A 24,644-nucleotide genomic window follows, 5' to 3' on the forward strand; every position below is an offset into this window, starting at 1 on the left:
ACTGAAGACTTCCTGAAAGGCCAATCCCCATGCCATCCAACGTGACCCGCAGAACCCTCGTGGCCGGTGCGCCCGCCGTCGCGGCGCTGGCGCTCGCCGCGTGCTCCGAGGAGCCGAGCGGCCCGGTGCTCGCCGCCGACGCCGCGATCCCCGCCGAAGTCCCCGAAGGGACCGTGCTCGTCGTCGGCGACCCGCAGAACCAGATCGCCTACGAGCTCTCAGGACTGGCGAAGGAGCTGCCGTTCACTGTGGAGTGGGCGAACATCTCCGGCGGCCCCAAGACCGCCGAGGCGTTCCGCGCCAAGTCCCTCGACATCGGCTCGGTCGCGGACATCCCGCCGATCCACACGAACTGGACGGGCCTGCCTACGAAGATCGTGGCCGCCTCGTACCGGGTCGACCCGCTGGAGCATCCGATCTACGACCTCGGCGTGGCGCCGGGAGTCGATGTCAAGAGCCTGGAGGACTTGGCGGGCAAGCGGATCGCCTACTCCCCCGGGCAGGCGCAGGGGGCGCTGATCCTGCGGGTGCTCGACGCCGCCGGGCTCGCCCAGGACGACGTGGAGCTGGTGGAGCTGCCGAGCACAGGAGACACGTACTCGAACGCGCTGGCCGGTGGCGAGGTCGACGTGGCGCCGATCGGCGATTCGCAGGTCAAGTCGTACCTGAACAAGTACGGGCCCGACGGCGGGACGACGATCCCGCACGGCATCCGGGACGACCCGTGGCTGCTGTACACGCCCACGGAGGTGCTGGAGGATGCCGACAAGGCCGCCGCCATCGCCGCGTACGTGCGGTTGTGGGGCGCGGCGCGGCTGTGGACGCGGGCGAACAAGGAGGCGTGGATCAACGCCTGGTTCGTCGAGCACGAAGGACTGTCCTACGAGGATGGCGAGTACCTGTTCGAGCGGCAGGGCGAGCCGGACTTCCCCGCCGACTGGGCCGAGGGCATCGACCGCCACCAGGAGACCATCGAGATCGTCGCCGAAGGCACCGGGAACGAGGTACTGGACGCCGAGGACCTGTACGACCGGCGCTTCGAGTCGCTTGTCGCCGAAGGGATCGAGGAGTACGGAGAGGCGGGTGCGCCGTGACCGCCGTCGATGTGAAGCCCCGGGCTGCGCTGCCTGACCACGACGACGCGGCTGGCGGGCGGGCCTCGCGGCCGAGAGGCAGGCGCCGCCTCGGCCCCGGCAAGGCCCTCCCGTTCGGGTACCTCATCGGCCCGCTCCTGCTCCTGGGCGTCTGGTTCTGGGGCTCAGCGGCGGGCTGGATCGACCCGCGCGTGCTGACCGCCCCGTGGACCGTGGCGACCACCGCGTGGGACCTGTGGGAGTCCGGGCGGCTCGGCCCCGACCTGCTCGTCTCGGCCCGGCGATTCGCGCTGGGTCTGGCATTCGGTGTCGCCGCCGGGCTCGTGCTCGCCGTCGTCTCCGGGCTCAGCCGCTGGGGCGAGGCCATCGTGGACGGACCGGTGCAGCTCAAGCGGTCCATCCCGAACCTCGCGCTGCTGCCGCTGCTGCTCTTGTGGTTCGGCATCGACGAGCGGATGAAGATCATCACGATCGCGCTCGGCGTCCTCATCCCGATCTACCTGCACACCCACAACGGCCTGCGCTCGATCGACGGGCGCTACGCCGAACTCGCCGAGACCCTGCGCCTCGGGCCCGCCGCGTTCATCGGCCGCGTCGTCCTGCCCGGCGCGCTCCCCGGGTTCTTCCTGGGGCTCCGCTTCGCCGTCACCGCCTCGTGGCTCTCGCTCGTCGTGGTCGAACAGGTCAACGCCACCAGCGGCATCGGCTACATGATGCTGCTGGCCGGGACGTACGGGCAGACCGACGTCATCATCGTCGGCCTCGTCCTCTACGGCCTCCTCGGCCTCGGCTCCGACGCCATCGTCCGCATTGCACAGAGGAGGGTCCTGACATGGCGACGCACACTGGAGGACTGACCAAGGCTTCGGCTGTCCGCATCCGCGACCTCCACCGCTCCTTCACCGACGACCGGCCGGTCCTGGCCGGGCTCGACCTCGACATCGAACCGGGCGAGTTCGTCGCACTCCTGGGCCGCAGCGGCTCGGGCAAGTCGACGCTCCTGCGGGCCCTCGCGGGCCTTGACCAGGACGCGGGCGGCAGCGGCGACATCGAAGTGCCCGAACAGGTCTCGGTGGTGTTCCAGGACTCGCGGCTGCTGCCGTGGCAGCGGGTCCTGCGCAACGTCGTCATCGGCCTCACCGGGCCGGGCGCGCAGGCCCGGGGCAGGGAAGCGCTCGCGGAAGTGGGCCTGGCCGGGCGCGAACGGGCCTGGCCCCGGGAGCTCTCCGGCGGCGAGCAGCAGCGCGTGGCGCTGGCCCGCTCGCTGGTCCGCGAGCCGGAACTGCTCCTGGCCGACGAGCCCTTCGGGGCCCTCGACGCCTTGACCCGCATCAAGATGCACGGTCTGCTGCGCGCGCTCTACGAGCGGCACAAGCCCGCCGTCCTGCTCGTCACCCACGACGTGGACGAGGCGATCGTCCTCGCCGACCGGGTGCTGGTCCTGGACGCCGGGCACGTGCGGACCGAGCGGCGCATCGACCTCGACGGGCACCGCGACCCGTCCGACCCGCGCTTCGCGGAGATCCGCACCCAACTGCTCGCCGCGCTCGGCCTGGGCGCCGACCACAAGGAGGCCGCATGAGCCGGCAGCTGCACCTCAACGCGTTCCTGATGAACACCGGCCACCACGAGGCCTCCTGGCGGCTCCCCGAATCGGACCCGTTCGCCTCCACCAAGATCGGGCACTACGCGCACCTCGCGCAGATCGCCGAACACGGGAAGCTCGACTCGGTGTTCTTCGCCGACTCGCCGTCGCTGTGGGGCGACATCGGCAGGCGCCCTTCGGGATCGCTGGAACCGACCGTGGTACTCGCAGCCCTCGCGGCGGTGACCGAGCACATCGGGCTCATCGCGACCGCGTCGACGACGTACAACGAGCCGTACAACCTGGCCCGGCGGTTCGCCTCCATCGACCATCTCTCGGGCGGGCGGGCCGGGTGGAACATCGTCACCACGGCCACTTTGGACGCGGCCCGGAACTTCAACCTCGACTCGCTGCCGACCCACGCCGCCCGGTACGAGCGGGCCGAGGAGTTCCTGCGGGTCGCGAAGCGGCTCTGGGACTCCTGGGACGACTCGGCCGTCCTGGGCGACAAGGAGACCGGGCTCTGGGGCGACCAGCGCCTGGTCTACCCGGCCGGGCACGCGGGCGAGCACTTCCAGGTGGCGGGCGCGCTCAACGTGCCGCGCTCGCCGCAGGGGCACCCGCTGCTCGTCCAGGCCGGGTCCTCCGAGAGCGGCCGGGCCTTCGCGGCTACGCACGCCGAAGCGGTGTTCACCGCGCAGCAGACCCTCGAAGAGGCGCAGTCGTTCTACGCCGACCTGAAGCGCAGGGCCGCCGCTTCCGGGCGCGATCCTGAGCATGTGCTCGTGCTGCCGGGGATCGTGCCGGTCCTCGGCGACACCGAGGCCGAGGCGCGGGAGCTGGAGGCCGAGCTCGACCGGCTCATCGTCGCCGAATACGCCCGCGACAACCTCGCCGGGCTCCTCGGCGTCGCACCCGAGGAGCTGGACCTCGACGAGGAGCTGCCGGGGAACCTGCGCGACGAGTCCGAGATCGAGGGCATGAAGAGCCGGTACACGCTCGTCGTGGAACTGGCCCGGCGCGAACGGCTCACGGTGCGGCAGTTGATCGGCCGCCTCGGCGGCGGGCGCGGGCACCGCACCTTCACCGGCACCGCCGAGCAGGTCGCGGACGCGATCACCGAGTGGGCCGACAACGGCGCGGCGGACGGGTTCAACATCATGCCCGCCGTCATGCCCTCGGGCCTGGAGTCCTTCGTGGACAAGGTGGTCCCGATCCTGCAGGAGCGCGGCCGGTTCCGCACCGAGTACACCGGCACGACCTTGCGCGACCACTACGGCCTGCCCCGCCCGGAGAACCCGCGGCGGCGCGAAGCACTCGAATCGGCGGCCAAGGGCGTCCTCGCTCACACCCGTTAAGCAAGGGGGCGCGCCGTGTCCGGTGCGCCCCCTTTTGCGTCCCGCCAAATGGAACGAACCCTGGCATTCGGGTGTTGTGCGAGCAAGAACGCCCCGAGCCCGACCATTTACTGGGACGGGGGTTGCCCGCAGCCGCTTCGCAATCCTAGAATTCCCACTAGTTTGATCGAGTTGATCGAACTAGTAGGAATACCTCCCTCTGAACGAGAAAGCATCCCCATGAGCATCAGACGACGAAGCGTCATCGCAGCAGCAGGTGCGGCCCTCACCGCGGTCCCGGTGCTGGCCGCCTGCGGGGAGGACGGCGACGCCCCCTCCGCCGCCGAAGCCGACAGCGCGACCGCCAGCGGCACGATCCGCCTGGGCTACTTCGGGAACGTCACCCACGCCCCCGCCCTCGTCGGCCTCCAGGCCGGCGTCTTCAAGGACACGCTGCCCAGCGCGGTCACGATCGAGGAGACCGTCTTCAACGCCGGGCCCTCGGCGATCGAAGCGCTGTTCGCCGACGCCATCGACATCTCCTACATCGGCCCCAACCCGGCCATCAACGGCTGGGCCCAGTCCGGCGGCCAGGCGCTCCACATCATCGGCGGCTCCACCTCCGGCGGCGCGGGCCTGGTCGTCGACGAGTCGATCACCACCGCGGACGACCTGCGCGGCAAGGCGCTCGCCACCCCGCAGCTCGGCAACACCCAGGATGTGGCGGCCCGCTACTGGCTCAAGGAGCAGGGCTTCACGACCGACGAGAACGGCGGCGGCGACGTCGCCGTCACCCCCATCGACAACTCCGAAGTCGCCGCGGCCTTCGACGACGGCACGGTGCAGGCGGCCTGGGCCGTGGAGCCGCGCTACTCGGACCTGATCCTCAAGCACGGTGCGGTCGAGTTCGTCAACGAGCGCGACCTGTGGGAGGGCGGCGAGTTCGTCACCACCCACATCATCGTCTCCAAGACGTTCCTCGACGAGCAGCCCGCCCTGGTGAAGGCGTTCCTGGAAGGCCACCTGGCGGCCCTGGACTACATCGCCGCGAACCCCGAGGAGGCCCAGACGGCCTCCAACGACCGCATTGAGGCGCTCACCGACAAGCGCCTGGACGACGCGGTGATCGCCGCCGCCTGGGAGAACCTGACCTTCACCGCCGACCCGATCGCCGCCTCGCTCCAGGGCAGCAAGGACCACGCGGTCGAGATCGGGCTCCTCGAAGAGGTCGACCTCAAGGGCATCTACGCGCTCGACGCCCTCAACCAGGTGCTCGCCGACCGCGGCGACGCCGAAGTCTCGGCGGGTGACCTGGGATGATCCCGGTCCGCCATGCCGCGGCGGCCGTGGACACCGCCCGGGCCCCAGGGGCCGTAGTGCTGACCGACGTGGTCAAGCGCTACGGCCGGGGCCCGGGCGCCGTCACGGCGCTGGACGGCGTCTCGCTCAGTGTCGGGCCCGGCAGCTTCACCTGCCTGCTCGGCGCCTCCGGGTGCGGCAAGAGCACCCTGCTCTCGCTCGTGGCCGGACTCGACGACCTCACCGGCGGTTCCATCGACAATGTGGACCGGCCGGTGGCGATGATGTTCCAGGAGTCGGCGCTGTTCCCGTGGCTCACGGTCTCGGGCAACGTCGAACTCGCTCTGCGCGTGAAGGGCGTCGGTCGGGCTGAACGACGCCAGCGCGCCGCAGAGCTGCTGGACACGGTGCGGCTGAACGGCTTCGCACACAAGCGGCCGCACGAGCTCTCGGGCGGCATGCGCCAGCGCGTGGCGCTCGCCCGGGCGTTGGCGCAGGACGCCTCGGTGCTGCTCATGGACGAGCCCTTCGGGGCGCTCGACGCGATGACCCGCGACATCCTGCACGACGAGCTGGAGCGTATCTGGCGCGAGCGGGAGCTCACGGTGCTGTTCGTGACCCACAACGTGCGCGAGGCGGTGCGTCTGGGCGACCGGGTGGTGCTGCTGAGTTCGCGGCCGGGCCGGGTGCTCAACGTGTACGACGTGGAGCTGGAGCGGCCCAGGCGCATCGACTCGGCGCCGGTCGCGAACCTGGCGGCCGAGATCACCGACGCGCTGCGGGAGGAGGTGTCGCGCCATGCCGGTTGAGACCGTGTCTTCCAAGGAGAAGGACACCTCCCGCAAGTGGGTGTCGGGGCTCGACGAGCTGGAGCGCACTCCGGTGACCGAGACCCGCTGGGGCCGTTTCGGTTCCCGGCTGTGGGCGAATACCTGGCCGAAGGTGCTGGCGCTGGTCCTGGTGATCGGCGTGTGGCAGTTCCTGGTGCTGATCGAGTGGAAGCCCGTGTGGGTGCTGCCCGCGCCGTTGACGGTGTGGGAGGACCTGTCGACGTACGCGTCCACTCCGGACTATTGGCAGGCGATCCTGATCACGATGCAGCGGGCGCTGACCGGGTTCGCGCTGTCGGTGCTGGTCGGTTCGGTGCTGGGCATCGCGGTGGCGCGGTTCAGGCCGCTGCGGGCGGCGATCGGCTCGGCCATCACCGGGCTCCAGACGATGCCTTCGATCATCTGGTTCCCCTTGGCGATCCTGCTGTTCAAGATCTCGGAGTCGGCCATCATGTTCGTGGTGGTGCTCGGGGCGGTGCCCGCGATCGCCAACGGGATCATCTCGGGCATCGACTACGTGCCGCCGGCGTACAAGCGCGTCGGTGCGGTGCTGGGCATGAAGGGCCTGGCCCTGTACCGGCACGTGATCCTCCCGGCGACCCTGCCTTCGTTCGTGTCGGGCCTGAAGCAGGGCTGGGCATTCGCCTGGCGCTCGCTCATGGCGGGCGAGCTGTTGGTGATCATCGCCGGTCAGGGTTCCATCGGCGCCCTGATGCAGGGGGCGCGAGAGTTCAACGACGCGGCGCGGGTCATCGCCTGGATCATCACCGTGCTCGTCATCGGCATCGTGGTCGATGCCGCGTTCCGCGCCGCCGACAACCGCATCCGCTCGTCCTGGGGCTTGAACCAGGACCGCTAGAACACGACATAGTTTTCCCCCGCGGGCGTTCCGCACCTTCGTCCCGCGGGGGGACCATCCCGATTCACCTGGGGCACAGCATGACCACTATTCCTATTAAAAAGATAGGACAAGTAGATATACGAGCGGTGTCCGCGAGGCTCCGGCTCGACCGGCTGCGCATCCTCATCGGACCGGTCGCCCTGCTGGCGCTGTGGCAGATCGGCTCGGCCACCGGGCTCATCCCCGAGCAGACGCTCGCGGCGCCGGCCACGGTGGTCAGCGCCGGGGCCGAGCTGATCGAGACCGGGCGGCTCCAGGAGCACCTGCTCGTGTCGCTCGGCCGGGCCGCCACGGGCCTCGCCCTCGGGGTGACGCTCGGCGCGGTCCTGGCGGTCGTCGCCGGGCTCTTCCGCCTCGGCGAAGACCTCATCGACGGGCCCATGCAGATCCTGCGGGCCATCCCCGCACTCGCCCTGGTGCCATTGGCGATCGTGTGGTTCGGCATCGGCGAGGAGGTGAAGGTCTTCCTCGTGGTCTTCGCGACCGCGTTCCCGGTGTACGTGAACACGCACGCCGCGATCCGGGGCCTGGACCCGCGCTTCGCCGAACTCGCGCGAACCGTGGAGCTCGGCAGGTTCGCGCTGGTGCGCAAGGTGATCCTTCCGGGGGCGCTCCCCGGGTTCTTCACGGGCCTGCGGTTCGCGACCGCGATCTCGTGGCTGGTCCTGGTCGTCTCCGAGCAGATCAACGCCACCAGCGGCATCGGCTACCTCATGACCCAGGCCCGCAGCTTCGCGCAGACCGACGTCATCGTCGTCGGCCTCGTCGTCTACGGCCTGCTCGGCCTCGTCTCCGACCGGCTCGTCCGCTTCACCGAAGGGAGGGTCCTGCCATGGCGACGGGCCTTCAACGCCCGATAGCGATCCCGGCGGCGGTCGCCGTCGCGGGCCTCGACAAGTCATTCGGTACGCAGCACGTCCTCAAAGGCGTGGACCTCGACATCGCGCCCGGCGAGTTCGTGGCGCTGCTGGGCCGCTCCGGGTCGGGCAAGTCGACGCTGCTGCGCGTGCTCGCCGGGCTCGACACCGAGTACGACGGGACCGCGGCCGTGCCGCGGCGCCGGGCGGTGGCGTTCCAGGACGCCCGGCTCCTGCCGTGGAAGCGGGTGCTCGACAACGTCCTGCTCGGCCAGCGTGGCCAGGCGGCCCGGGTCAAGGGCCTGACCACCTTGGACGAGGTCGGCCTGGCCGACAAGGCGAAGGCGTGGCCGCACACGCTCTCGGGCGGCGAGGGCCAGCGGGCCGCGCTCGCGCGGGCGCTGGTGCGCGAGCCGGAGCTGCTGCTCCTCGACGAGCCGTTCGGTGCTTTGGATGCCTTGACGCGCTTGAAGATGCACGCGCTGCTGCGGCGGCTGTGGGCCGTGCACCGGCCTTCGGTGCTGCTGGTGACGCACGACGTCGAGGAGGCGATCGCGCTCGCCGACCGCGTGCTCGTGCTGACCGAGGGCCGGATCTCGCTCGACGTGCGCGTCGAGCTTCCCGAGGTGAGCCCGCGCCGTTCCCGCGAGTTCGCCGACCTGCGCGACCGGCTCCTCGGTGAGCTGGGCGTGTCCGAATCCGAACGTTGACGAAGGCAGGCTGAAGATGACGATTCCCGAGCACGCCCGCGGTTACGAGGGCTTCGAAGGCACGGTCGGGCGCACGAGCGCCGAGTCGGAGCCGTGGTGGCCCGCGGAGCCGACCGCCCCGGCGGGGGCGCCGAACATCATCGTGGTGCTCCTCGATGACATGGGCTACAGCGATATCGGGCCGTTCGGGTCCGAGATCGACACACCGAACCTGGACCGGCTGGCCGCGAGCGGGGTGCGGCTGCAGAACTACCACACGACGCCGGTGTGCTCCCCCGCCCGCGCGGCGCTGCTGACCGGCCTGAACCCGCACCGGGCCGGGTACGGGTCGGTCGCGAACGGCGACCCGGGCTTCCCGGGGCTGCGGCTGGAGCTGGCCGACGATGTAGTGAGCCTGCCTGAGGCGCTGCGCGCCAACGGGTACGCGACCTACGCGATCGGGAAGTGGCATCTGGCGCGGGACGGGAACCTGGCGCCGGGGCGCACGAAGGACTCGTGGCCGCTGCAGCGGGGCTTCGACCGGTACTACGGGTCGCTGGAGGGGCTGAACTCGTTCTACCACCCGAATCAGCTCACCGTCGACAACGGACCGTCGGAGGTGGAGGACTACCCGGAGGGGTACTACCTGACGGACGACCTCACCGACCAGGCGGTGGCGCGGATCAAGGAGCTGCGCTCGCACGACCCCGAGAAGCCGTTCTTCCTGTACTTCGCGCATGTGGCGATGCACGGGCCGCTGCAGGCGAAGCCGGAGGACATCGCGAAGTACCGCGGGCGGTACGCGGAGGGCTGGGACGCGCTGCGGGAGCGGCGGTTCGCGAAGCAGCTCGCCGAGGGCCTGTTCCCCGAGGGCACCGAGCAGGCCCCGCGCAACGCCGAGCCGGGCTTCGACGTCCCGGCCTGGGCGGATCTCTCCGATGAGGAGCAGGAGCGGTACGCGCGGTACCAGGAGGTCTACGCGGCGATGGTCGACAGCGTCGACCAGTCGCTGGGCCGCATCCTCGACACCGTGGAGGCCTTGGGCGAATTGGACAACACGATCGTGGTGTTCACTTCGGACAACGGCGGCACGGCCGAGGGCGGCCCGGAGGGCACGCGTTCGTACTTCTCGCGGTTCGTGCACCACCCGGTGCCTTCGGGCTGGGAGCGGGACGTGCCGCACGACCCGGAGCTGATCGGCACGGCGAAGCTCGGCGTGCACTACCCGAGGGGCTGGGCGCAGACCTCGAACACGCCGTTCCGGTTCTACAAGGGGCAGACCTTCGCGGGCGGGGTGCGGGTGCCGTTCATCGTCTCGTGGCCCGCCGGGCTGCGGCGCGCCGAGGGCGACGACGGCATCCGGGACCAGTACGGGTACGTCACCGACGTGTTCCCGACGCTCCTCGAACTCGCCGGTTTGGAAGCGCCCGGGAACAGGCACGGGCGCGAGGCGCAGGACCGCGACGGTACGAGCCTCGCCGAGGTGCTGCGCAAGAAGGAGCTGGCGAGCCCGCACACCGAGCAGTACGCCGAGTTCGGCGGGCACCGCGGCTACTACAAGGACGGCTGGAAGCTCGTCACCCTGCACGCGCCGGGCACGGCCTTCGACGAGTCCGAGTGGGAGCTGTACGACACCCGCAGCGACCCGACCGAGCTGCACGACGTCTCCGGCGAGTTCCCCGGCATCGCAAGGGAACTGGCGGGCCTGTGGGAGGACGCGGCCTGGCGGAACACCGTGTTCCCGCTCCAGACCGGGTTCCGGTCCGGGCCCGGCGGGCGCAGGCCCTCGGACGAACGGTTCGAGCGGCCGGTGCGGCTGCTGCCGGGCTCGCCGGTCCTCGAGCGGTTCCGGTCGGCGCGGCTCGTCCAGTACCGCTCGTTCACTGTCGACGTGGAGCTGACCGGGGACGGCGGCGACGGCGTCCTGTTCGCACACGGCGACCCGCAGGGCGGGTACGTGCTGTACGTCGAAGAGGGGCGTATCCGCTTCGGCTACAACCAGTTCGGGCGGCCCACCGTGATCGACGGCGGCGACCTGCCCGCCGGGACCCGCCGGATCAGGCTGCACGCCGAGGCCACCCCGAGGCTGCAGTGGGACTTCACCGTGGCGCTCGGCGACGGCACCGGGGAACCGGTCGAGGTCGCGAACCTGCCCGGCCGGTTCCAGCTCGTCGGCCTCGCCCCCTGGACCGGCATCTCCGTCGGGCGCGACGCGCGCGGCCCGGTCCTGTGGGACCTGCGCGAACGGCGCGGCACCTTCCCGTTCAACGGCGAACTCGCCGCCGTCACCTACACCCCCGGCCCGCTCGCGTTCGGCCCCGAGGAGATCCGGGCGATCCACCGCGAAGCCGAACGCATCACCGACTAAGACGATCCCCATCTGAAAGGCCCGACATGACCACCGTTACCCGCAGAACCCTCCTCGGCGCGGCCCTGCTCGCCGCACCCGCCGGCCTGACCGCCTGCTCCGACTCCGCCGCCGCTGGCGGCGTGACGCTGCGGGTCGGCGAGCTCGGCGCCGCCCCGGTCACCCAGGAGCTGTTCAAGGCCGCCGGGCTCGACCGGGACCTGCCTTACGCGATCGAATGGAAGCAGTTCGTGAACGCCGGGCCCGAGTACATCGAGGCCGCCGGGGCCGACGCCGTCGACGTGGGCTTCACCGCCGACACCCCGCTGATCTTCGCCGCCTCGAACGGCGTGGGCCTCAAGGCGATCGCCGTCTCCAGCCCCGACGACCCGGACGCGTCCGGCAACGCGATCCTCGCCGGGCCCGGCACCGGCATCGCCACCCTCGCCGACCTCAAGGGCCGCAAGGTGTCCTTCCAGGAGGGCACCATCACGCAGTACCACGTGGTGAAGGCCCTCGAATCGGTCGGGCTGACCCTCGCCGACATCGAACCGGTCAACCTGCCCGTCGTGGACGCCAACACGGCGCTCGCCAACGGCGAGACCGACGCCGTCGCTACCCTCGGCATCTACTGGACGCAGGCCGAAGCGAACGGCGCCACCGTGATCGCCACCGGGGCCGGGTTCATCCCCGGCAACAGCCTCCTGTCCGCACGCACCGCGGTCATCGACGACGGCACCTACACGGACGCGCTCGCCGACTATGTGGACCGCTTCGCGCGGGCCCAGCAGTGGCGCAACGACAACGTCAGCGAATGGTCCGCGATCTACGCCGGGCTCACCGGCCTCGACGCGGGCCTCATCGAGGCCACCGAGACCCGCGCGCCCTCGACGCTCGGACCCGTCACCGACGAGGTCATCGCCGCGCAGCAGGACCAGGCCGACGTGTACACCGCGCTCGGCATCGTCGGCGAACTCGACGCCGCCGCACAGTTCGACGACGCCTTCACCGGCGCGATCGGGGCGTAGACATGGGCAACCCAGCGACCCCCGAGACCGAGGCGGCCAACGCCGCCGCCGCTTTCGGGCTCCACGATGAAACCGAAGCCGCCCTTGCCGACCGGGGCCTCATCGCCCCCGCCCACGGCGTCCCCGGCGTGCGCAGCAACGACCGCTTCCGGTTCCTCGACGGCGAAGTGCCCGACACCGTCCACCCCGGACTGTGGCGGCACGCCGGGCTCAACAACCGGGCCGGGCTGTTCGAGGTCGTGCCCGGCCGGATCTGGCAGGTCCGCGGCCTCGACCTCGCCAACCTGACGCTCGTCGCCGGGGACACCGGCTGGATCGTCCTCGACACCCTCACCAACGCCGAGGCCGCGAAAGCGGCGCTGGCGCTCGCGAACGAGCAGCTGGGCGAACGCGAAGTGCAGGCGGTCGTCATCAGCCACAGCCACATCGACCACTTCGGCGGCGTGAAAGGCGTCCTGCCCGGGGACCGGTCCGTGCCCGTGGTCGCCCCCGAAGGGTTCCTCGAAGCGGCCGTCGCCGAGAACATCGCGGCGGGCAACGCCATGTTCCGCCGCGCCGTGTACATGTTCGGCGCGTTCCTGCCCGCCACGGCCGAAGGCCAAGTGGACCAGGGGATCGGCAAGAGCAGCGGCGCGGGCGGGACCTCCGGGCTCGTCGCGCCCACAGTGGAGATCGGCGAGACCGGGACCGAACTCGTGCTCGACGGGGTGCGCCTGGTCTTCCAGGTCACCCCCGACACCGAGGCCCCCGCCGAGCTCAACGCCTACCTGCCGGACTTCAAGGCGCTGTGGGTGCCCGAGAACGCGGTCGCGTCCCTCCACAACCTCTACACGCCGCGCGGCGCCGAGATCCGCGACGCCCTCGCCTGGAGCAGGCACCTCCACGAGACAGTGCTGCTCTTCGGCGGCGACGCCGAGGTGCTGTTCGCGTCGCACCTGTGGCCGCGCTGGGGCAACCGGGAACTCGTCGAGTTCCTGACGCTGCAACGGGACGCGTACCGGTACCTCCACGACCAGACCCTCCGGCTCGCCAACCACGGCCTCGGCCCCGTGGAGATCGCCGAGGAGCTGCGGTTCCCGCCCGCGCTCGCCGCGCGCCCGTTCGTGCGCGGCTACTACGGCACGGTGAACCACAACGTCAAAGCCGTATACCAGCGCTACCTGGGCTGGTTCGACGGCAACCCCGCGAACCTCCACCCGCTTCCGCCCGTGGAGACCGCCAAGCGCACCGTCGAGTACGCGGGCGGCGCGGCGGCGGTCCTCGCCAAGGCCCGCAAGGACTTCGAACGCGGCGAGTACCGGTGGGTCGCGCAGATCGTGAACCAGGTGGTGTTCGCCGAGCCTGGCAACACCGAGGCCCGCGAACTCCAGGCCGCCGCCCTCGAACAGCTCGGCTACCAGGCCGAGTCGGCGCCCTGGCGGAACATCTACCTGACCGGCGCGGCCGAACTGCGCGGCGGCGTCCCGCCGATCCCCCGCCGCCACGCCAACCCGGACCTGCTGGGCGGTTTGACACCCGAGCAGGTCTTCGACTTCCTCGCGGTGCGCCTCAACGGCCCCAAGGCCGCTGACGCGGCGTTCACGGTGAACTGGGTGCTCCCCGAGCGTTCCTACGCGACCGAACTGTCGAACGGCTCGCTCCACACCGCCGCGGGCCGCTTCGTTCCGGAGGCCGAAGCCACCGTCACCGTGACCCCGGCCGAACTCGTGGGCCTGCTCGTCGACCCGGCCGCCGCCATCCCCGAACTCAAGACCGATGGCGACCCGACCGCCGTCACACGGCTGTTCAGCCTCCTCGACCGCTTCGCCCCCGACTTCCCCATCGTCACCCCCTGAGACAGTCGGCGGCCGGGCGCCCGATCAGCTCGCGGGCGCCCGGCCGCCGACGGCGACCTGCTCGCGGGTGTCGGCGGCGCGTTTCGCGTTGGAGGCGAGGGCGACGGCGAGGGCGGCGATGCCGAGGGCCACACCGATCCACACTGGAGCGAGGAGGCCGAGGCCGCCGTCGATGGCGAGGCCGCCGAACCAGGCGGCGAGGGCGATGCCGACGTTGAACGCGGCGGCGTTCACCGAGGACGCGAGCGAGGGCGCCTCCTTCGCGACGTCCATGACACGGGTCTGGAAGACCGGGACCATCGCGAACCCGGCCGCGCCGAGCACGAACACCATGACCGCGGCCGGGATCGCATACGGGGCCGCGAAGGCGAAGACGACCAGCGCGAGGGTCGCGGCGGTGATCGTGCCGTAGAGGGTCGGCATGAGCGCGCGGTCGGCGAGGCGGCCGCCGAGGAGGTTGCCGCCGGTGAGGCCGACGCCGAAGAGGATCAGCAGCCAGGGCACGGCCCCGCTGTCGAACCCGGAGACGCGGGTGAGGATCGGTTCGAGGAAGGTGATGGCCGCGTAGGCCGCGCCCCAGCCGAGCATGGTGATCAGGAGGACCTGCCAGACCTCCGGCCTGCGGAAGACCGCGAGCTCAGTGCGCAGCGACCCGCCGGTGTCGCCGGGCCGGGACGGCACGAACGCGATGATCGCGGCCAGCGAGACCGCGCCGATGACCGCGATGCCCCAGAAGGCCGCGCGCCAGCCGAGCTGCTGGCCGAGGGCGGTGCCGAAGGGCACGCCGACGACGTTCGAGAGGGTCAGGCCGGTCATCATGAGCGCGATCGCACGCGAGCGCCGCCCGGGGGCGACGAGACTGGCGGCCATGACCGGGCCGATGCCCATGAACGCGCCGTGGCACAGGGCCGAGACGACCCGGCCGGTCATGAGCACGCCGTAGTCGGGGGCCTTCGCGGCGAGCACGTTCCCGGCGATGAAGAGGCCCATCAGGATGACGAGCATGGTCTTGCGCGGCAGGCGGGTCCCGGCGGCGGTCATGATCGGCGCGCCGATCGCGACCGAGGCCGCGTAGCCGGTGACGAGGAGCCCGGCCGTGGAGATCGAGACGTCGAGGTCGTCGCCGAGCGGGCCGAGGAGGCCGACCACGACGAATTCAGTGAGGCCGATCCCGAACGCGCCCAGGGCGAGTGCCCCGAGAGCGAACATGCGGCGGCGTTTAGAGGCTGGCATCGCGGTCAAGTATTCGCCGCCGCGTCGGGCAAAGTCCAGTACTTTTTCCATCCATTGGAAAAATACCTCCGGCGACGCGGGCTTGCGTACGCTTGGCCCGTGGCACACGAACCGAACCGCACCGGCGGAACCGAGCACTCGACCAAGGGCGCGTATGTGACCGGCGGCGAGTTCACGAGGGACACCAACTACATCGAGGACCGCGTCGTCGCCGACGTCGCGGCCGTGCGGGCCGCGCCCCCCGAGCCGCACGCCAAGATCGGCGACCCGCGCATGCTCGGGCTCACCGAGGGCGCGCAGGCCTGGCCGGTCGAGCCGGGCCGCTACCGGCTCGTGGCCGCGCGGGCCTGCCCCTGGGCGCACCGGTCGATCATCGTCCGCCGCCTCCTCGGGCTCGAGGACGTGCTCTCGCTCGCAACGCCCGGCCCGGTGCACGACGTGCGCTCCTGGACCTTCGACCTGGGCCCCGGCGGCCACGACGCCGTGCTCGGTTCCGAACGGCTGCAAGAGCACTACTTCCGGCGCTTCCCCGAGTACCCGCGCGGCATCACCGTGCCCGCGCTCGTCGACGTGCCGACCGGCCAGGTGGTCACCAACAACTACCCGCAGCTGACGCTCGACCTGTCGACCCAGTGGACCGCGTACCACCGTGACGGCGCGCCGGACCTGCTCCCGGCCGGGCTCGTCGACGAGATACTGCCGGTCATCGAGCGGATCTTCACCGAGGTCAACAACGGCGTCTACCGCGCGGGCTTCGCCGGGTCGCAGGCCGCGTACGAGCGGGCGTACGAGCGCCTGTTCACCGCCCTCGACTGGCTCGAGGCGCGCCTCGCCGGGCAGCGCTATCTGATGGGCGACCACATCACCGAGGCCGACGTGCGGCTCTTCACGACCCTCGTGCGCTTCGACCCGGTCTACCACGGCCACTTCAAATGCAACCGCAACAAGATCAGCGAGATGCCGGTCCTGTGGGCGTACGCGCGCGACCTGTTCCAGACCCCCGGCTTCGGGGACACTGTGGACTTCGACCAGATCAAGCGGCACTACTACGCCGTGCACGAGGACATCAACCCCACCCAGGTGGTGCCCGCCGGTCCGGACCTCGCGAACTGGCTCTCCGACCACGGCCGGGAGGCCCTGGGCGGCAAGCCCTTCGGCGACGGCACCGCGCCCGGTCCCGTCACGGCCGACGAGCGCCCGCCGGGGGCGAACCCGCTCTACTGACTCCAGCCTGAAGTGGTCGCGATCCGCTGCTCCCATTGAGCGACGGCGGGGCCGCCGTGCTGCCAGCGCTCGCAGAACGCGCGCAGTTCGATGCACCGGTCGACCATGGCGGCCTTGCGGACCGGCCAGTCCGGGACGGGCGCGCCGTAGGCCGCGAAGAACGCGTCGAGCGCCCTGACGCGGTCCGGGTGGTGCATCCGCACGATCCACTCGCACCAGGCGAGGTCCTCGACGGGGTCGCCGAGGCGCGCGAACTCCCAGTCCACTACGGCCGTAACGGCATAGGTGGAGCGGTTGGACGTGAAGCCGAGCAGCAGGTTGTTGGGGCCGAAGTCGCCGTGGACGAGCGTGCCGCCGTGTCCTGGAAGGGAACCGCGGAGGGCGTCGACCGGGGTCTGGTGGATCTCGCGCAGGATCGAGCCGCAGACTCGCAGCACCTCGGCGGGATCGCCGGTGTCCATGAGTTCCTGGCCGGGGATGCCCGGGACGAAGCCGAGGGTCAGCGCGCCTTCGCCGGAGCCGAGCACGGGCGGGACCGGGATCGTCTCGGCGAGCGCGGTGAGCAGCAGCCGTTCGCGTTCGAGTCGCGCGGCGGCGTCGGGGCCTTCGTAGTGCTTGACCACCGTGGAGCGGTCGCCGGAGGTCCGGTTCGTGTAGCCGTGCGGGAGTCGACGCATCCGTCGAGTATGCGGCGGCGGTACCCCGGTGGGCGAGCGGTTGAACGCGGATGGAAATCACGGTGTTCCGTGTGAGCTGCGGCCGGATCGGTGGTTCGGCGCCCCGGGCTCGGTTACGGTTGCGGCGACCGCCGCAGTACAGGACGGAAGGCCCGCCGTGATCCACAGCCTCTTCGACTCAGCCGTCGCCTACCAGCCGACCGAGGCCGAGCAGTCCGAGCCCGTGCCGCCGATCGAGGCGGTCCTGTTCGACTTCTCGAACACGATCTTCAAGCTCATCGACGCGGGCACCTGGCTGCGCCGCGTGGCCGCCGAGACCGGCCGCCCGCTCGACGACGACCTGCTCGAGAAGACCGTCGCGCAGCTCGGCGACGCCTACCGCATCCCCGAGGTCGCCGCTATCCAGATCGGCCGCGACGAGTCCGCCGAGCAGCACCGCGTCGCCCTCCTCGGCTGGTTCGCGCACGTCGACTACCTGCAGGGCATCGAGGCCGAGGCGTACGCCGCGATCGCCGCCCCCGACGCGTGGGTGCCCTACCCGGACACCGAGCCGCTGCTGCGCGAGCTGCGCCGCCGCGGGATCAAGACCGGCATCGTCTCCGACTTCCCTTGGGACGTAGGCGTGCACATGGAGTACTTCGGGCTCGACGACCTCATCGACGTGCGCGTGATCTCCTACCAGTTCGGCACCGAGAAGCCCGACCCGGTGCTGTTCCGCGCCGCGTGCGAGCGCCTCGGCGTCGACCCGCGCCGCACGCTCATGGTCGGCGACAACCCGGCGAAGGACGGCGGTGCGGCCGCGACCGGCCTGCGCGCGTACATCCTCCCGGGCGAGGTCCGCATGGGCGAGCGCGGCCTCTCGCACGTCCTCGGCTTTCTTGACTGAGCACAGCCTTGACCGAGCACCGCTTGACTAAGGGTTGACCTGCGCACTTGCCTTGGAGTGCACTCCAAGTCGTAGCTTCGGGGCATGAGCGACAAGCAGCAACCGATCGGATCAGGCTTCAACGACAAGAGCACCGCCGCCGAGGTCGTCGCCGGCCTCGACCTCGCGGGGAAGACCGCCGTCGTGACCGGCGGGTACTCCGGCCTCGGGCTCGAGACCACGCGGGCCCTGGCGGGTGCGGGTGCAACGGTGGTCGTCCCCGCGCGGCGGCCCGACCTGGCCGCGAAGAACCTCGACGGCATCACAAGCGTGGAAGTGGACGAGCTCGACCTCGCCGACCTCGGCAGCGTCAAGGCCTTCGCGGAACGGCGCCTCGCGGACGGGCGGCGCATCGACGTCCTCGTCAGCAGCGCGGGCATCATGGCCTGCCCGGAGACGCGTACCGATCAGGGCTGGGAGCTCCAGTTCGCGGTCAACCACCTCGGGCATTTCGCGCTCGTGAACCGGCTCCTGCCGCTGCTCGAAGGCGGCCGGGTCGTGTCGGTCTCCTCGGCGGCCCACGGGCGCTCGCCGATCCGCTGGGACGACGTGCACTTCGAGACCGGCTACGAGCGCTGGGACGCCTACGGGCAGTCCAAGACCGCGAACGTGCTCTTCGCCGTCGAACTCGACCGGCTCGCGCAGTCGGCGGGCCTGCGGGCGTTCGCGCTGCACCCCGGCGGGATTCTGACGCCGCTCCAGCGCCACATCTCCGAGGCCGACCAGCGCGAGCTCGGCTGGATCGACGACGAGGGCAACCCGCCTGCGACGTTCAAGACCGTGGAGGAGGGCGCGGCCACCCAGACCTGGGCGGCCACGTCGCCGAAACTCGACGGCCTCGGCGGGGTCTACCTGGTGGACTGCGAGGTCGCCGTGTTCGGTGAGGACGGCAAGACCGTCAGGCCCTACGCGGTCGACCCCGAGCAGGCGCGGCGCCTGTGGGAGTACTCGGCCGCGCTCACGGGTGTGAACGCGTTCGATTAGGCGCCCTTGGCTTTCGGTTTGGCGCGCAGGTGGGCGCGTTCGCCCTGGCTGCCGAAGAGGCTCAGGAACTCCACGGACCGCTCGTCGGCGCAGCCGAACCAGTGCGGGGTGCGGGTGTCGAACTCGGCGGCCTCGCCGGGCTTCATCACGAAGTCGTGCTCGCCGAGGACGACCCGGAGGTTCCCGTTGAGGACGTACATCCACTCGTACCCCTCGTGGACCTTCGGGTCGGGCTCGGTCCTGTTTCCGGCGGGGATGATGAGCTTGTACGCCTGGATGCCGCCGGGGCGGCGGGTGAGCGGCAGGTAGATCATGCCGCCCCGGGTGACCGGTCTCATGTGGACGCGCGGGTCGCCGGTGGCCGGGGCGTCCACGAGGTCGTCGAGGGTCACGCCGTGGGCTTTCGCCAAGGGCAGCAGGAGTTCCAGGGTCGGTTTGCGGGTACCGGACTCGAGCCGCGAGAGGGTGCTCACGGAGATCCCGGTCTGTTCCGAGAGGTCCGCGAGGGTCGCCTCGCGGGCCTTGCGCAGGGCCCGCAGGTGGGGACCGACCGCGCCGAGGGCCTGGTCCGTAGCTTCGTCCATGCTTCGAGTTTGCCAGATCGGCAAGAAAATTTGCCAGTTTCGCGGGGTCCCGTTTACGGTCGTTGCCGGAGGTGGTCGCAGTGACCGATGAACTGAAGGAGCAGTACGACGTCGTGGTGGTCGGCGGCGGGGCCGCGGGCCTGAACGGGGCGCTCATGCTCGCCCGCGCGCGGCGCTCGGTGGCCGTGATCGACGCGGGCGAGCCGCGCAACGCCCCCGCCCACGGGGTCCACGGCCTGCTCGGGCGCGAAGGCATGGCGCCCGCGGAGCTGCTGGCGGTCGGCCGGGCCGAGGTGCGGCAGTACGGCGGGCACGTGGTCGACGGCAGCGTGACCGGCGCGCAGGCGGTCGGCGGCGGCTTCATTGTCGGGCTCGCGGACGGCCGGCAGGTCAAGGCCCGCAAGATCCTCGTCACCACCGGGCTCGTGGACCGGCTGCCGGAGATCCCGGGCCTGGCCGAGCACTGGGGCCGGAACCTGGTCCACTGCCCGTACTGCCACGGCTGGGAGGTCAGGGACGAGGCGATCGGGATTGTCGCGACCGGGCCGATGTCGATGCACCACGCGCTGCTGTTCCGGCAGTGGACCGCTGACCTGGTGGTGTTCACGAACGACCGGCTGGCGCTGCCGCCGGAGGAGGCCGAGAAGCTGCGGGCGCGCGGCACCCGGATCGTGGACGGCGCGATCGAGCGGATCGAGTCCGAGGACGGCCGGATTCGCGGGGTGCGGTTGGCGAACGGCGAGTTCGTGGAGCGGACCGTGCTCGCCACGGGCACCCGGATGGAGGCGCGGGCCGGGTTCCTGAAGGACTTGGGGCTCAACGCGGTCGAGCACCCCTCGGGCGCGGGCGAGCACCTCCCGGCTGACCCGACCGGGAAGACCGAGGTCCCGGGCGTGTGGGTCGCGGGCAACGTCACCGACCTCATGGCCCAGGTCGGCGCGGCCGCCGCCGGAGGCGCGACGGCCGGGGCCCGCCTCAACATGGAACTGGTCGAAGAGGACACGGAAGCGGCCGTGGCCGCGCACCGGGCGAGGTAGGCGAGTGCGCGGCAGGGCCGGGACAGTGTCCCGGCCCTGCCGCGTTTCGCTGTGCCTACTCCCCCGACGGGGCGTTGCGCCAGATCAGGTCGATGACCTCGTCGTCCGGGCGCCGCTCGTTCTCGCCGGGACCGGCACCGCCGCTGCCAGCGCCGATTCCCAGGTCCTCGTAGGTGTCGTTGCCGCCTTCGGCCGTCTCCATGACGGTCTCCGCGTCGGTCCCCACCGGCATCTCGGCCGCCGCGAAGTCGATCGCCTCGCCGCTGCCGCCGTCACCGCCGTCACCCATCGCGTGCCTCCTCGCTGTCGGACGTTCCCACTATTGTCGCGGGAGCCGGCCACAAGCGGGGCCCGCTCGCGATCACGGCTTGCGCGGCGGCTTGGCCGAGCCTCCCGCTGCCAGGCGCATCAGGTCGGAGCTGAGGTCGATGTCCAGCTCAGTGCCGCCGGCGCTGCCGTACTCGTGCTGGTAGTGCTTCCAGGACTCGCTGCGGACCTTCTCGGCGAAACCGGACTCCATGAGCAGCAGGACCTCGATCGCTGCGCGCGTGATCCGCTCCCCCAGCTCCTTCGAGTTCCAGTCCTCCGTGGCGGCGAAGACCGAGGTCGGGACGGTCATCGTCCGCAGGTACGCGAACAGCGAGCGCATCTGCTCGTCCACGACGAGGGCGTGCCGGGCCGTCCCGGCGGTCGCGGCGAGGACGACCGGCTTGGCGATGAGCAGGTCGTTGTCGAGGATGTGGAAGAAGGAGCTGAACAGGCCGCTGGGCGCGGCCTTGTAGACCGGGGCGCTGGCGACGACCGCGTCGGCGCGGCCGAGCAGTTCGACCGCGCGGGTCAGCTTGGGGCCCATGAGCTGCGAGACGAGCGCGGTCGCGATCTCGGTGGCGAGTTCGCGGAGGTCGATCACGTCGGTGGCGGTCTTCTCGTCGCGGTCCTCGGCGAGGGTGCGCACGCGGTCGGCGATGCGGTCGGCGAGCATCCGGGTCGAGGACGGGTCGCTCGTGCCGCCGCTGACGACGACTACGCGGAACGGTTGGGCGGCTTGGGATTGCACGATGCTCATTGGACTGCTTCCTTGCGTGGTGCGGGGGTCGCCGCGCCTTGGGCGGCGAGTTTGCGGCCGATGGCCTCGAGCTGGGCCATCTCCTCGTCGGTGAGGGCGGCGGTGACGGCGCGGGCGACGTCGACGGCGTGGCGGCCGCCGACGCGGCGCTGGCGTTCGCGGCCCGCCTCGGTGAGGGCGAGGCGGACGCCGCGCCCGTCCTCGGGGTCGGGCGCGCGCTCGATGAGGCCGCGCTCGGCGAGGCGGTCGACGAGCCGGGACAGGGCGGGCTGGCTGAGCAGCACGCCGCGTCCCAGTTCGAAGAGCCGCAGCGGTTCGGCGTGCTTGGACAGCGTGTAGAGGACGTCGTACTCGCGCATGGTCAGCTCGCCCCAGATCGGCTCGGCGGCGAACCGCTTCATGAGCGAGGCGTGCGCGGTGAGCAGCGACTCCCACGCCTCGTTCGCGCGGCGGCTCCTGCTGCGGGTCATGTTCGGGCCCTTCAGCTCTCGTCGTCCTGGTAGGGCATGTCACCGGCGGTGTTGTCGCCGCGGTTGGCGTTCGGGCGCGGCTGGCGGGCCGGGGCGTCGCCGTACTTGGCCCTGCTGCGGCCCGCGTGGGTCGGCGCGTCGGCCGATTCGGGGTCGCGGCGGGCGGCGAGTTCCTTGCGCAGCACCGGGACGACCTCTTCGCCGAGCAGGTCGAGCTGGTTGAGGACCATCTTCAGCGGCATCCCGGCGTGGTCGATGAGGAACATCTGGCGCTGGTAGTCGCCGAACGCGTCATGGAAAGTGAGGGTCTTGTCGATGACCTCCTGCGGGCTGCCCACCGAGAGCGGCGTGCCGCGCGTGAACTCCTCGAGCGAGGGGCCGTGGCCGTAGACGGGGGCCTCGTTGAAGTACGGGCGGAACTCGCTGACCGCGTCCTGCGAGCGCTTCGCGATGTAGGCGTGGCCGCCGAGGCCGACGACGGCCTGCTTGCGGGTGCCGTGGCCGTAGTGCTCGAAGCGCTGGCGGTAGAAGTCGACGAGGCGCTTGGAGTGCGACGTCGGCCAGAAGATGTGGTTGGCGAAGTAGCCGTTGCCGTAGAACGCGGCCTGCTCGGCGATCTCGGGCGTGCGGATCGAGCCGTGCCACACGAACGGCGGCACGTCGTCGAGCGGCCGTGGCGTGGAGGTGAAGCCCTGCAGCGGGGTGCGGAACTCGCCTTCCCAGTCGACGACGTCCTCGCGCCACAGGCGGTGCAGCAGGTTGTAGTGCTCGAGCGCGAGCGGCAGGCCCTGGCGGATGTCCTGCCCGAACCAGGGGTAGACGGGGGCGGTGTTGCCGCGTCCGAGCATGAGGTCCATGCGGCCCTTGGACAGGTGCTGGAGCATCGCGTACTCCTCGGCGATGCGCACCGGGTCGTTGGTGGTGATCAGGGTCGTGGCGGTGGTAACGACCAGTCGCTTTGTGAGCGCTGCGATGTGCGAGAGCAGCGTCGTGGGGGAAGAGGAGAAGAACGGCGGGTTGTGGTGCTCGCCGATGCCGAAGACGTCGAGGCCGACCTCTTCGGCCTTGACGGCGATCTTGAGGATGGCGTCGATCCGCTCGGCCTCGGTCGGGGTCTCCCCCGAGACGGGGTCGCGCGTGATGTCACTGACTGAGAAGACACCGAACTGCATCGTAATCCCTGCTCTCCCCGCCGAGGCGGTGCGATCTTCATGCGTTTGCATCTACCTTAACGGCCCGGGGGCGGGGAGTATTCCGATTCCGGGGAGGCACTGCTCACACCGAAACGGCGGTGCACTGTGAACAACGCCCAGCCGCCGGGACGGCGTCTTAGTAGCGTCCGACGACCACCCCCGAAGGAGAACTCCACATGCTGGGCAATTCAGGGCGAATCCGCCGACCGGCCGCGCTCGTCGCAGCCGCCGCACTGCTCGCGGTAGGCGCCTGCACCACCGAGGACGAGCCCGACGCGGGCGGTGTCGAGCCGGGGCCCGACGCCGTCGCCGAAGCAGAGCGGCTCTACCAGATCGTCAACGACAGCCACGCCATCACCGACGAGCTCACCGTGATCGAGCACCGGATCACCAAGCGCTGCTTGGAGGACGAGGGCTTCACCGTCCACGACCCGATGGAGTTCCAGGAGTCGCACACCGCCGCGTACAGCGCGGGCGGCTACCTCAGCGGCGCGCCGCTCAGGGCCGTGCCGACCGCCGAGGCGGCCGGGCAGTGGGGCTTCGGCGTGTGGGCGGAGTTCGTCCGCAACCCCGGCAACGAGGATCTGGCCGAAGAGCTGCTCACACCGGAGGCCAGGACCGCCTTCGGCATCCTCGACGAAGAGGACATGGGCCTCGACACGAGCGAATGGGACGCTGAGGACCAGGAATACCAGGCCGAGTGGATCGAGGCCTACACCGGTTCGCCCGCGATCACCGGCGGCCTCAAGGGCGCCGAGATCGACAGCGAGGCCCCGCCCGGCGGGTGCTGGCTCGAGATGGTCGAGACCATGTACGGCGAGCCGTACATGGTGGCCTACGAGGGCGAGGACGGCGGCGAGGGCGGCGAGTACGCCCAGACCCACGAGCCGAGCCCGGTGTTCACCCTCGAGGAGAAGGAGGACTACGGCGACCTGCGCACCGAAGTCGGCGACGAGGCCGACGCGTTCGACAGCTGCCTCATCGACGCCGGCTACGAGGGCTGGGAACTCGGGGACGAGTTCTACCCGCCGCTGTGGCAGTACTTCGGCGAGATGTACGACCCGGCCTACTTCGAGGAGTACGGCGAGGAGGGCATCGAGGTCCCCGAAGCGCCCGAGGACGTTCCGGGCGACTTCATGGGCGTGCTCGAACTCGAGAAGGCCATGGCCGCCGACTTCGCCGCCTGCGGCGCGGAGAGCGGTCTGCGCGAGGCCGTCGCACAGGCCTGGGCCGCGGACCTGGTCGAGACCTACCAGCCGATCGAGACGGACCTCGTCGCCTGGCAGGAGCAGATGCAGGGCCACCTCGACAAGGCCCAGGACTACCTCAGCGAGTAGCCCTCTCGCAGGTTCCCGGGGGGGGGGGGGGGGGGGGGGGGGGGGGGGGGGGGGGGGGGGGGGGGGGGGGGGGGGGGGGGGGGGGGGGGGGGGGGGGGGGGAGGGGGGGGGG

General features: G+C 71.0%; 23 protein-coding genes and 1 pseudogene. 17 read left to right on the forward strand and 7 right to left on the reverse strand.

What is annotated here, in order from left to right; all coding sequences use genetic code 11:
• The first annotated feature begins 41 nt into the window (after positions 1 to 41).
• The 12 genes from ACZ60M_RS06830 to ACZ60M_RS06885 all read left to right on the forward strand — a co-directional run bounded on the left by ACZ60M_RS06830 (position 42) and on the right by ACZ60M_RS06885 (position 13,802).
• On the forward strand, positions 42 to 1,094 hold the full coding sequence (locus ACZ60M_RS06830) for an ABC transporter substrate-binding protein (RefSeq protein WP_465415465.1): 1,053 nt from the start codon (positions 42 to 44) through the stop codon (positions 1,092 to 1,094).
• Positions 1,091 to 1,951: an ABC transporter permease gene (locus ACZ60M_RS06835; protein ID WP_465415466.1), complete on the forward strand. Its 861-nt coding sequence runs from the start codon at positions 1,091 to 1,093 to the stop codon at positions 1,949 to 1,951. The genes ACZ60M_RS06830 and ACZ60M_RS06835 overlap by 4 nt, the downstream gene beginning before the upstream one ends.
• Complete coding sequence (locus ACZ60M_RS06840; RefSeq protein WP_465415468.1) at positions 1,927 to 2,676, forward strand: ABC transporter ATP-binding protein; 750 nt, start codon at positions 1,927 to 1,929, stop codon at positions 2,674 to 2,676. The genes ACZ60M_RS06835 and ACZ60M_RS06840 overlap by 25 nt, the downstream gene beginning before the upstream one ends.
• Positions 2,673 to 4,037, forward strand: coding sequence for an LLM class flavin-dependent oxidoreductase (locus ACZ60M_RS06845; protein WP_465415470.1), 1,365 nt, complete (start codon positions 2,673 to 2,675; stop codon positions 4,035 to 4,037). The genes ACZ60M_RS06840 and ACZ60M_RS06845 overlap by 4 nt, the downstream gene beginning before the upstream one ends.
• A 219-nt stretch (positions 4,038 to 4,256) precedes the next feature.
• Positions 4,257 to 5,336 (forward strand): ABC transporter substrate-binding protein, encoded by a 1,080-nt coding sequence (locus tag ACZ60M_RS06850; protein WP_465415472.1) that lies wholly within the window; start codon positions 4,257 to 4,259, stop codon positions 5,334 to 5,336.
• On the forward strand, positions 5,333 to 6,124 hold the full coding sequence (locus ACZ60M_RS06855) for an ABC transporter ATP-binding protein (protein WP_465415474.1): 792 nt from the start codon (positions 5,333 to 5,335) through the stop codon (positions 6,122 to 6,124). Before ACZ60M_RS06850 ends, ACZ60M_RS06855 begins: the two co-directional genes overlap by 4 nt.
• A complete protein-coding gene (locus ACZ60M_RS06860) occupies positions 6,114 to 7,004 on the forward strand; it encodes an ABC transporter permease (protein WP_465415476.1) in 891 nt (296 codons plus the stop codon). The genes ACZ60M_RS06855 and ACZ60M_RS06860 overlap by 11 nt, the downstream gene beginning before the upstream one ends.
• A gap of 128 nt (positions 7,005 to 7,132) precedes the next feature.
• A complete protein-coding gene (locus tag ACZ60M_RS06865; RefSeq protein WP_465415478.1) occupies positions 7,133 to 7,906 on the forward strand; it encodes an ABC transporter permease in 774 nt (257 codons plus the stop codon).
• Positions 7,879 to 8,613: an ABC transporter ATP-binding protein gene (locus tag ACZ60M_RS06870; protein WP_465415480.1), complete on the forward strand. Its 735-nt coding sequence runs from the start codon at positions 7,879 to 7,881 to the stop codon at positions 8,611 to 8,613. Before ACZ60M_RS06865 ends, ACZ60M_RS06870 begins: the two co-directional genes overlap by 28 nt.
• Positions 8,614 to 8,629: 16 nt before the next feature.
• Positions 8,630 to 10,960 (forward strand): arylsulfatase, encoded by a 2,331-nt coding sequence (locus tag ACZ60M_RS06875; protein WP_465415482.1) that lies wholly within the window; start codon positions 8,630 to 8,632, stop codon positions 10,958 to 10,960.
• A 26-nt stretch (positions 10,961 to 10,986) separates the two neighbouring features.
• Positions 10,987 to 11,967, forward strand: a complete 981-nt coding sequence (locus ACZ60M_RS06880) for an ABC transporter substrate-binding protein (protein ID WP_465415484.1) — start codon at positions 10,987 to 10,989, stop codon at positions 11,965 to 11,967.
• Positions 11,968 to 11,969: 2 nt separating this feature from the next.
• On the forward strand, positions 11,970 to 13,802 hold the full coding sequence (locus ACZ60M_RS06885) for an alkyl/aryl-sulfatase (RefSeq protein WP_465415486.1): 1,833 nt from the start codon (positions 11,970 to 11,972) through the stop codon (positions 13,800 to 13,802).
• A 24-nt stretch (positions 13,803 to 13,826) separates the two neighbouring features.
• On the opposite strand, the gene ACZ60M_RS06890 is transcribed toward ACZ60M_RS06885, so the two are convergent.
• A complete protein-coding gene (locus ACZ60M_RS06890; protein ID WP_465415487.1) occupies positions 13,827 to 15,035 on the reverse strand; it encodes an MFS transporter in 1,209 nt (402 codons plus the stop codon).
• A gap of 99 nt (positions 15,036 to 15,134) precedes the next feature.
• On the opposite strand from ACZ60M_RS06890, the gene ACZ60M_RS06895 reads away from it, so the two are divergent.
• Positions 15,135 to 16,259: a glutathione S-transferase family protein gene (locus ACZ60M_RS06895; RefSeq protein WP_465415489.1), complete on the forward strand. Its 1,125-nt coding sequence runs from the start codon at positions 15,135 to 15,137 to the stop codon at positions 16,257 to 16,259.
• Here ACZ60M_RS06895 and ACZ60M_RS06900 read toward each other — a convergent pair.
• Positions 16,253 to 16,936: a phosphotransferase family protein gene (locus ACZ60M_RS06900; RefSeq protein WP_465415491.1), complete on the reverse strand. Its 684-nt coding sequence runs from the start codon at positions 16,934 to 16,936 to the stop codon at positions 16,253 to 16,255. The two genes, ACZ60M_RS06895 and ACZ60M_RS06900, sit on opposite strands and share 7 nt — an antisense overlap.
• Positions 16,937 to 17,093: 157 nt before the next feature.
• On the opposite strand from ACZ60M_RS06900, the gene ACZ60M_RS06905 reads away from it, so the two are divergent.
• The gene (locus ACZ60M_RS06905; RefSeq protein WP_465415493.1) at positions 17,094 to 17,822 is read left to right on the forward strand and encodes an HAD family hydrolase; all 729 of its coding nucleotides are present in this window, start codon (positions 17,094 to 17,096) and stop codon (positions 17,820 to 17,822) included.
• An 84-nt stretch (positions 17,823 to 17,906) separates the two neighbouring features.
• Complete coding sequence (locus ACZ60M_RS06910) at positions 17,907 to 18,845, forward strand: SDR family NAD(P)-dependent oxidoreductase (protein ID WP_465415495.1); 939 nt, start codon at positions 17,907 to 17,909, stop codon at positions 18,843 to 18,845.
• Here the strand turns inward: ACZ60M_RS06910 and ACZ60M_RS06915 are convergent.
• Entirely contained in the window at positions 18,842 to 19,429 is a 588-nt protein-coding gene (locus ACZ60M_RS06915; RefSeq protein ID WP_465415496.1) for a helix-turn-helix domain-containing protein, read from the reverse strand. The genes ACZ60M_RS06910 and ACZ60M_RS06915 overlap by 4 nt on opposite strands.
• An 80-nt stretch (positions 19,430 to 19,509) precedes the next feature.
• Between ACZ60M_RS06915 and ACZ60M_RS06920 the strand changes: the two are divergent.
• Positions 19,510 to 20,457 (forward strand): annotated as a pseudogene (locus tag ACZ60M_RS06920) (NAD(P)/FAD-dependent oxidoreductase); the annotation flags it as partial.
• A 64-nt stretch (positions 20,458 to 20,521) separates the two neighbouring features.
• Here the strand turns inward: ACZ60M_RS06920 and ACZ60M_RS06925 are convergent.
• The 4 genes from ACZ60M_RS06925 to ACZ60M_RS06940 form a co-directional block, all read right to left on the reverse strand.
• Entirely contained in the window at positions 20,522 to 20,755 is a 234-nt protein-coding gene (locus tag ACZ60M_RS06925) for a hypothetical protein (RefSeq protein WP_465415498.1), read from the reverse strand.
• A gap of 72 nt (positions 20,756 to 20,827) precedes the next feature.
• Positions 20,828 to 21,532, reverse strand: coding sequence for a CE1759 family FMN reductase (locus ACZ60M_RS06930; RefSeq protein WP_465415499.1), 705 nt, complete (start codon positions 21,530 to 21,532; stop codon positions 20,828 to 20,830).
• Entirely contained in the window at positions 21,529 to 22,002 is a 474-nt protein-coding gene (locus ACZ60M_RS06935) for a MarR family winged helix-turn-helix transcriptional regulator (RefSeq protein ID WP_465415501.1), read from the reverse strand. Before ACZ60M_RS06935 ends, ACZ60M_RS06930 begins: the two co-directional genes overlap by 4 nt.
• An 11-nt stretch (positions 22,003 to 22,013) precedes the next feature.
• A complete protein-coding gene (locus ACZ60M_RS06940) occupies positions 22,014 to 23,174 on the reverse strand; it encodes an LLM class flavin-dependent oxidoreductase (protein ID WP_465415503.1) in 1,161 nt (386 codons plus the stop codon).
• A gap of 197 nt (positions 23,175 to 23,371) precedes the next feature.
• On the opposite strand from ACZ60M_RS06940, the gene ACZ60M_RS06945 reads away from it, so the two are divergent.
• Positions 23,372 to 24,532, forward strand: a complete 1,161-nt coding sequence (locus tag ACZ60M_RS06945) for a hypothetical protein (RefSeq protein WP_465415505.1) — start codon at positions 23,372 to 23,374, stop codon at positions 24,530 to 24,532.
• The last annotated feature ends 112 nt before the right edge of the window (positions 24,533 to 24,644 follow it).

The sequence above is a fragment of the Glycomyces sp. NPDC050141 genome (genome assembly GCF_055586545.1).

What these genes read in the sequence shown, in the direction of transcription:
- ACZ60M_RS06885 (WP_465415486.1), top strand. Translation starts at nt 11,970, where the DNA reads ATGGGCAACCCAGCGACCCCCGAGACCGAGGCGGCCAACGCCGCCGCC.
- ACZ60M_RS06850 (WP_465415472.1), top strand. Translation starts at nt 4,257, where the DNA reads ATGAGCATCAGACGACGAAGCGTCATCGCAGCAGCAGGTGCGGCCCTC.
- ACZ60M_RS06875 (WP_465415482.1), top strand. Translation starts at nt 8,630, where the DNA reads ATGACGATTCCCGAGCACGCCCGCGGTTACGAGGGCTTCGAAGGCACG.
- ACZ60M_RS06925 (WP_465415498.1), bottom strand. Translation starts at nt 20,755, where the DNA reads ATGGGTGACGGCGGTGACGGCGGCAGCGGCGAGGCGATCGACTTCGCG.
- ACZ60M_RS06935 (WP_465415501.1), bottom strand. Translation starts at nt 22,002, where the DNA reads ATGACCCGCAGCAGGAGCCGCCGCGCGAACGAGGCGTGGGAGTCGCTG.
- ACZ60M_RS06880 (WP_465415484.1), top strand. Translation starts at nt 10,987, where the DNA reads ATGACCACCGTTACCCGCAGAACCCTCCTCGGCGCGGCCCTGCTCGCC.
- ACZ60M_RS06940 (WP_465415503.1), bottom strand. Translation starts at nt 23,174, where the DNA reads ATGCAGTTCGGTGTCTTCTCAGTCAGTGACATCACGCGCGACCCCGTC.
- ACZ60M_RS06945 (WP_465415505.1), top strand. Translation starts at nt 23,372, where the DNA reads ATGCTGGGCAATTCAGGGCGAATCCGCCGACCGGCCGCGCTCGTCGCA.
- ACZ60M_RS06890 (WP_465415487.1), bottom strand. Translation starts at nt 15,035, where the DNA reads ATGCCAGCCTCTAAACGCCGCCGCATGTTCGCTCTCGGGGCACTCGCC.
- ACZ60M_RS06910 (WP_465415495.1), top strand. Translation starts at nt 17,907, where the DNA reads ATGAGCGACAAGCAGCAACCGATCGGATCAGGCTTCAACGACAAGAGC.
- ACZ60M_RS06930 (WP_465415499.1), bottom strand. Translation starts at nt 21,532, where the DNA reads ATGAGCATCGTGCAATCCCAAGCCGCCCAACCGTTCCGCGTAGTCGTC.
- ACZ60M_RS06915 (WP_465415496.1), bottom strand. Translation starts at nt 19,429, where the DNA reads ATGGACGAAGCTACGGACCAGGCCCTCGGCGCGGTCGGTCCCCACCTG.
- ACZ60M_RS06860 (WP_465415476.1), top strand. Translation starts at nt 6,114, where the DNA reads ATGCCGGTTGAGACCGTGTCTTCCAAGGAGAAGGACACCTCCCGCAAG.
- ACZ60M_RS06855 (WP_465415474.1), top strand. Translation starts at nt 5,333, where the DNA reads ATGATCCCGGTCCGCCATGCCGCGGCGGCCGTGGACACCGCCCGGGCC.
- ACZ60M_RS06870 (WP_465415480.1), top strand. Translation starts at nt 7,879, where the DNA reads ATGGCGACGGGCCTTCAACGCCCGATAGCGATCCCGGCGGCGGTCGCC.
- ACZ60M_RS06840 (WP_465415468.1), top strand. Translation starts at nt 1,927, where the DNA reads ATGGCGACGCACACTGGAGGACTGACCAAGGCTTCGGCTGTCCGCATC.
- ACZ60M_RS06900 (WP_465415491.1), bottom strand. Translation starts at nt 16,936, where the DNA reads ATGCGTCGACTCCCGCACGGCTACACGAACCGGACCTCCGGCGACCGC.
- ACZ60M_RS06845 (WP_465415470.1), top strand. Translation starts at nt 2,673, where the DNA reads ATGAGCCGGCAGCTGCACCTCAACGCGTTCCTGATGAACACCGGCCAC.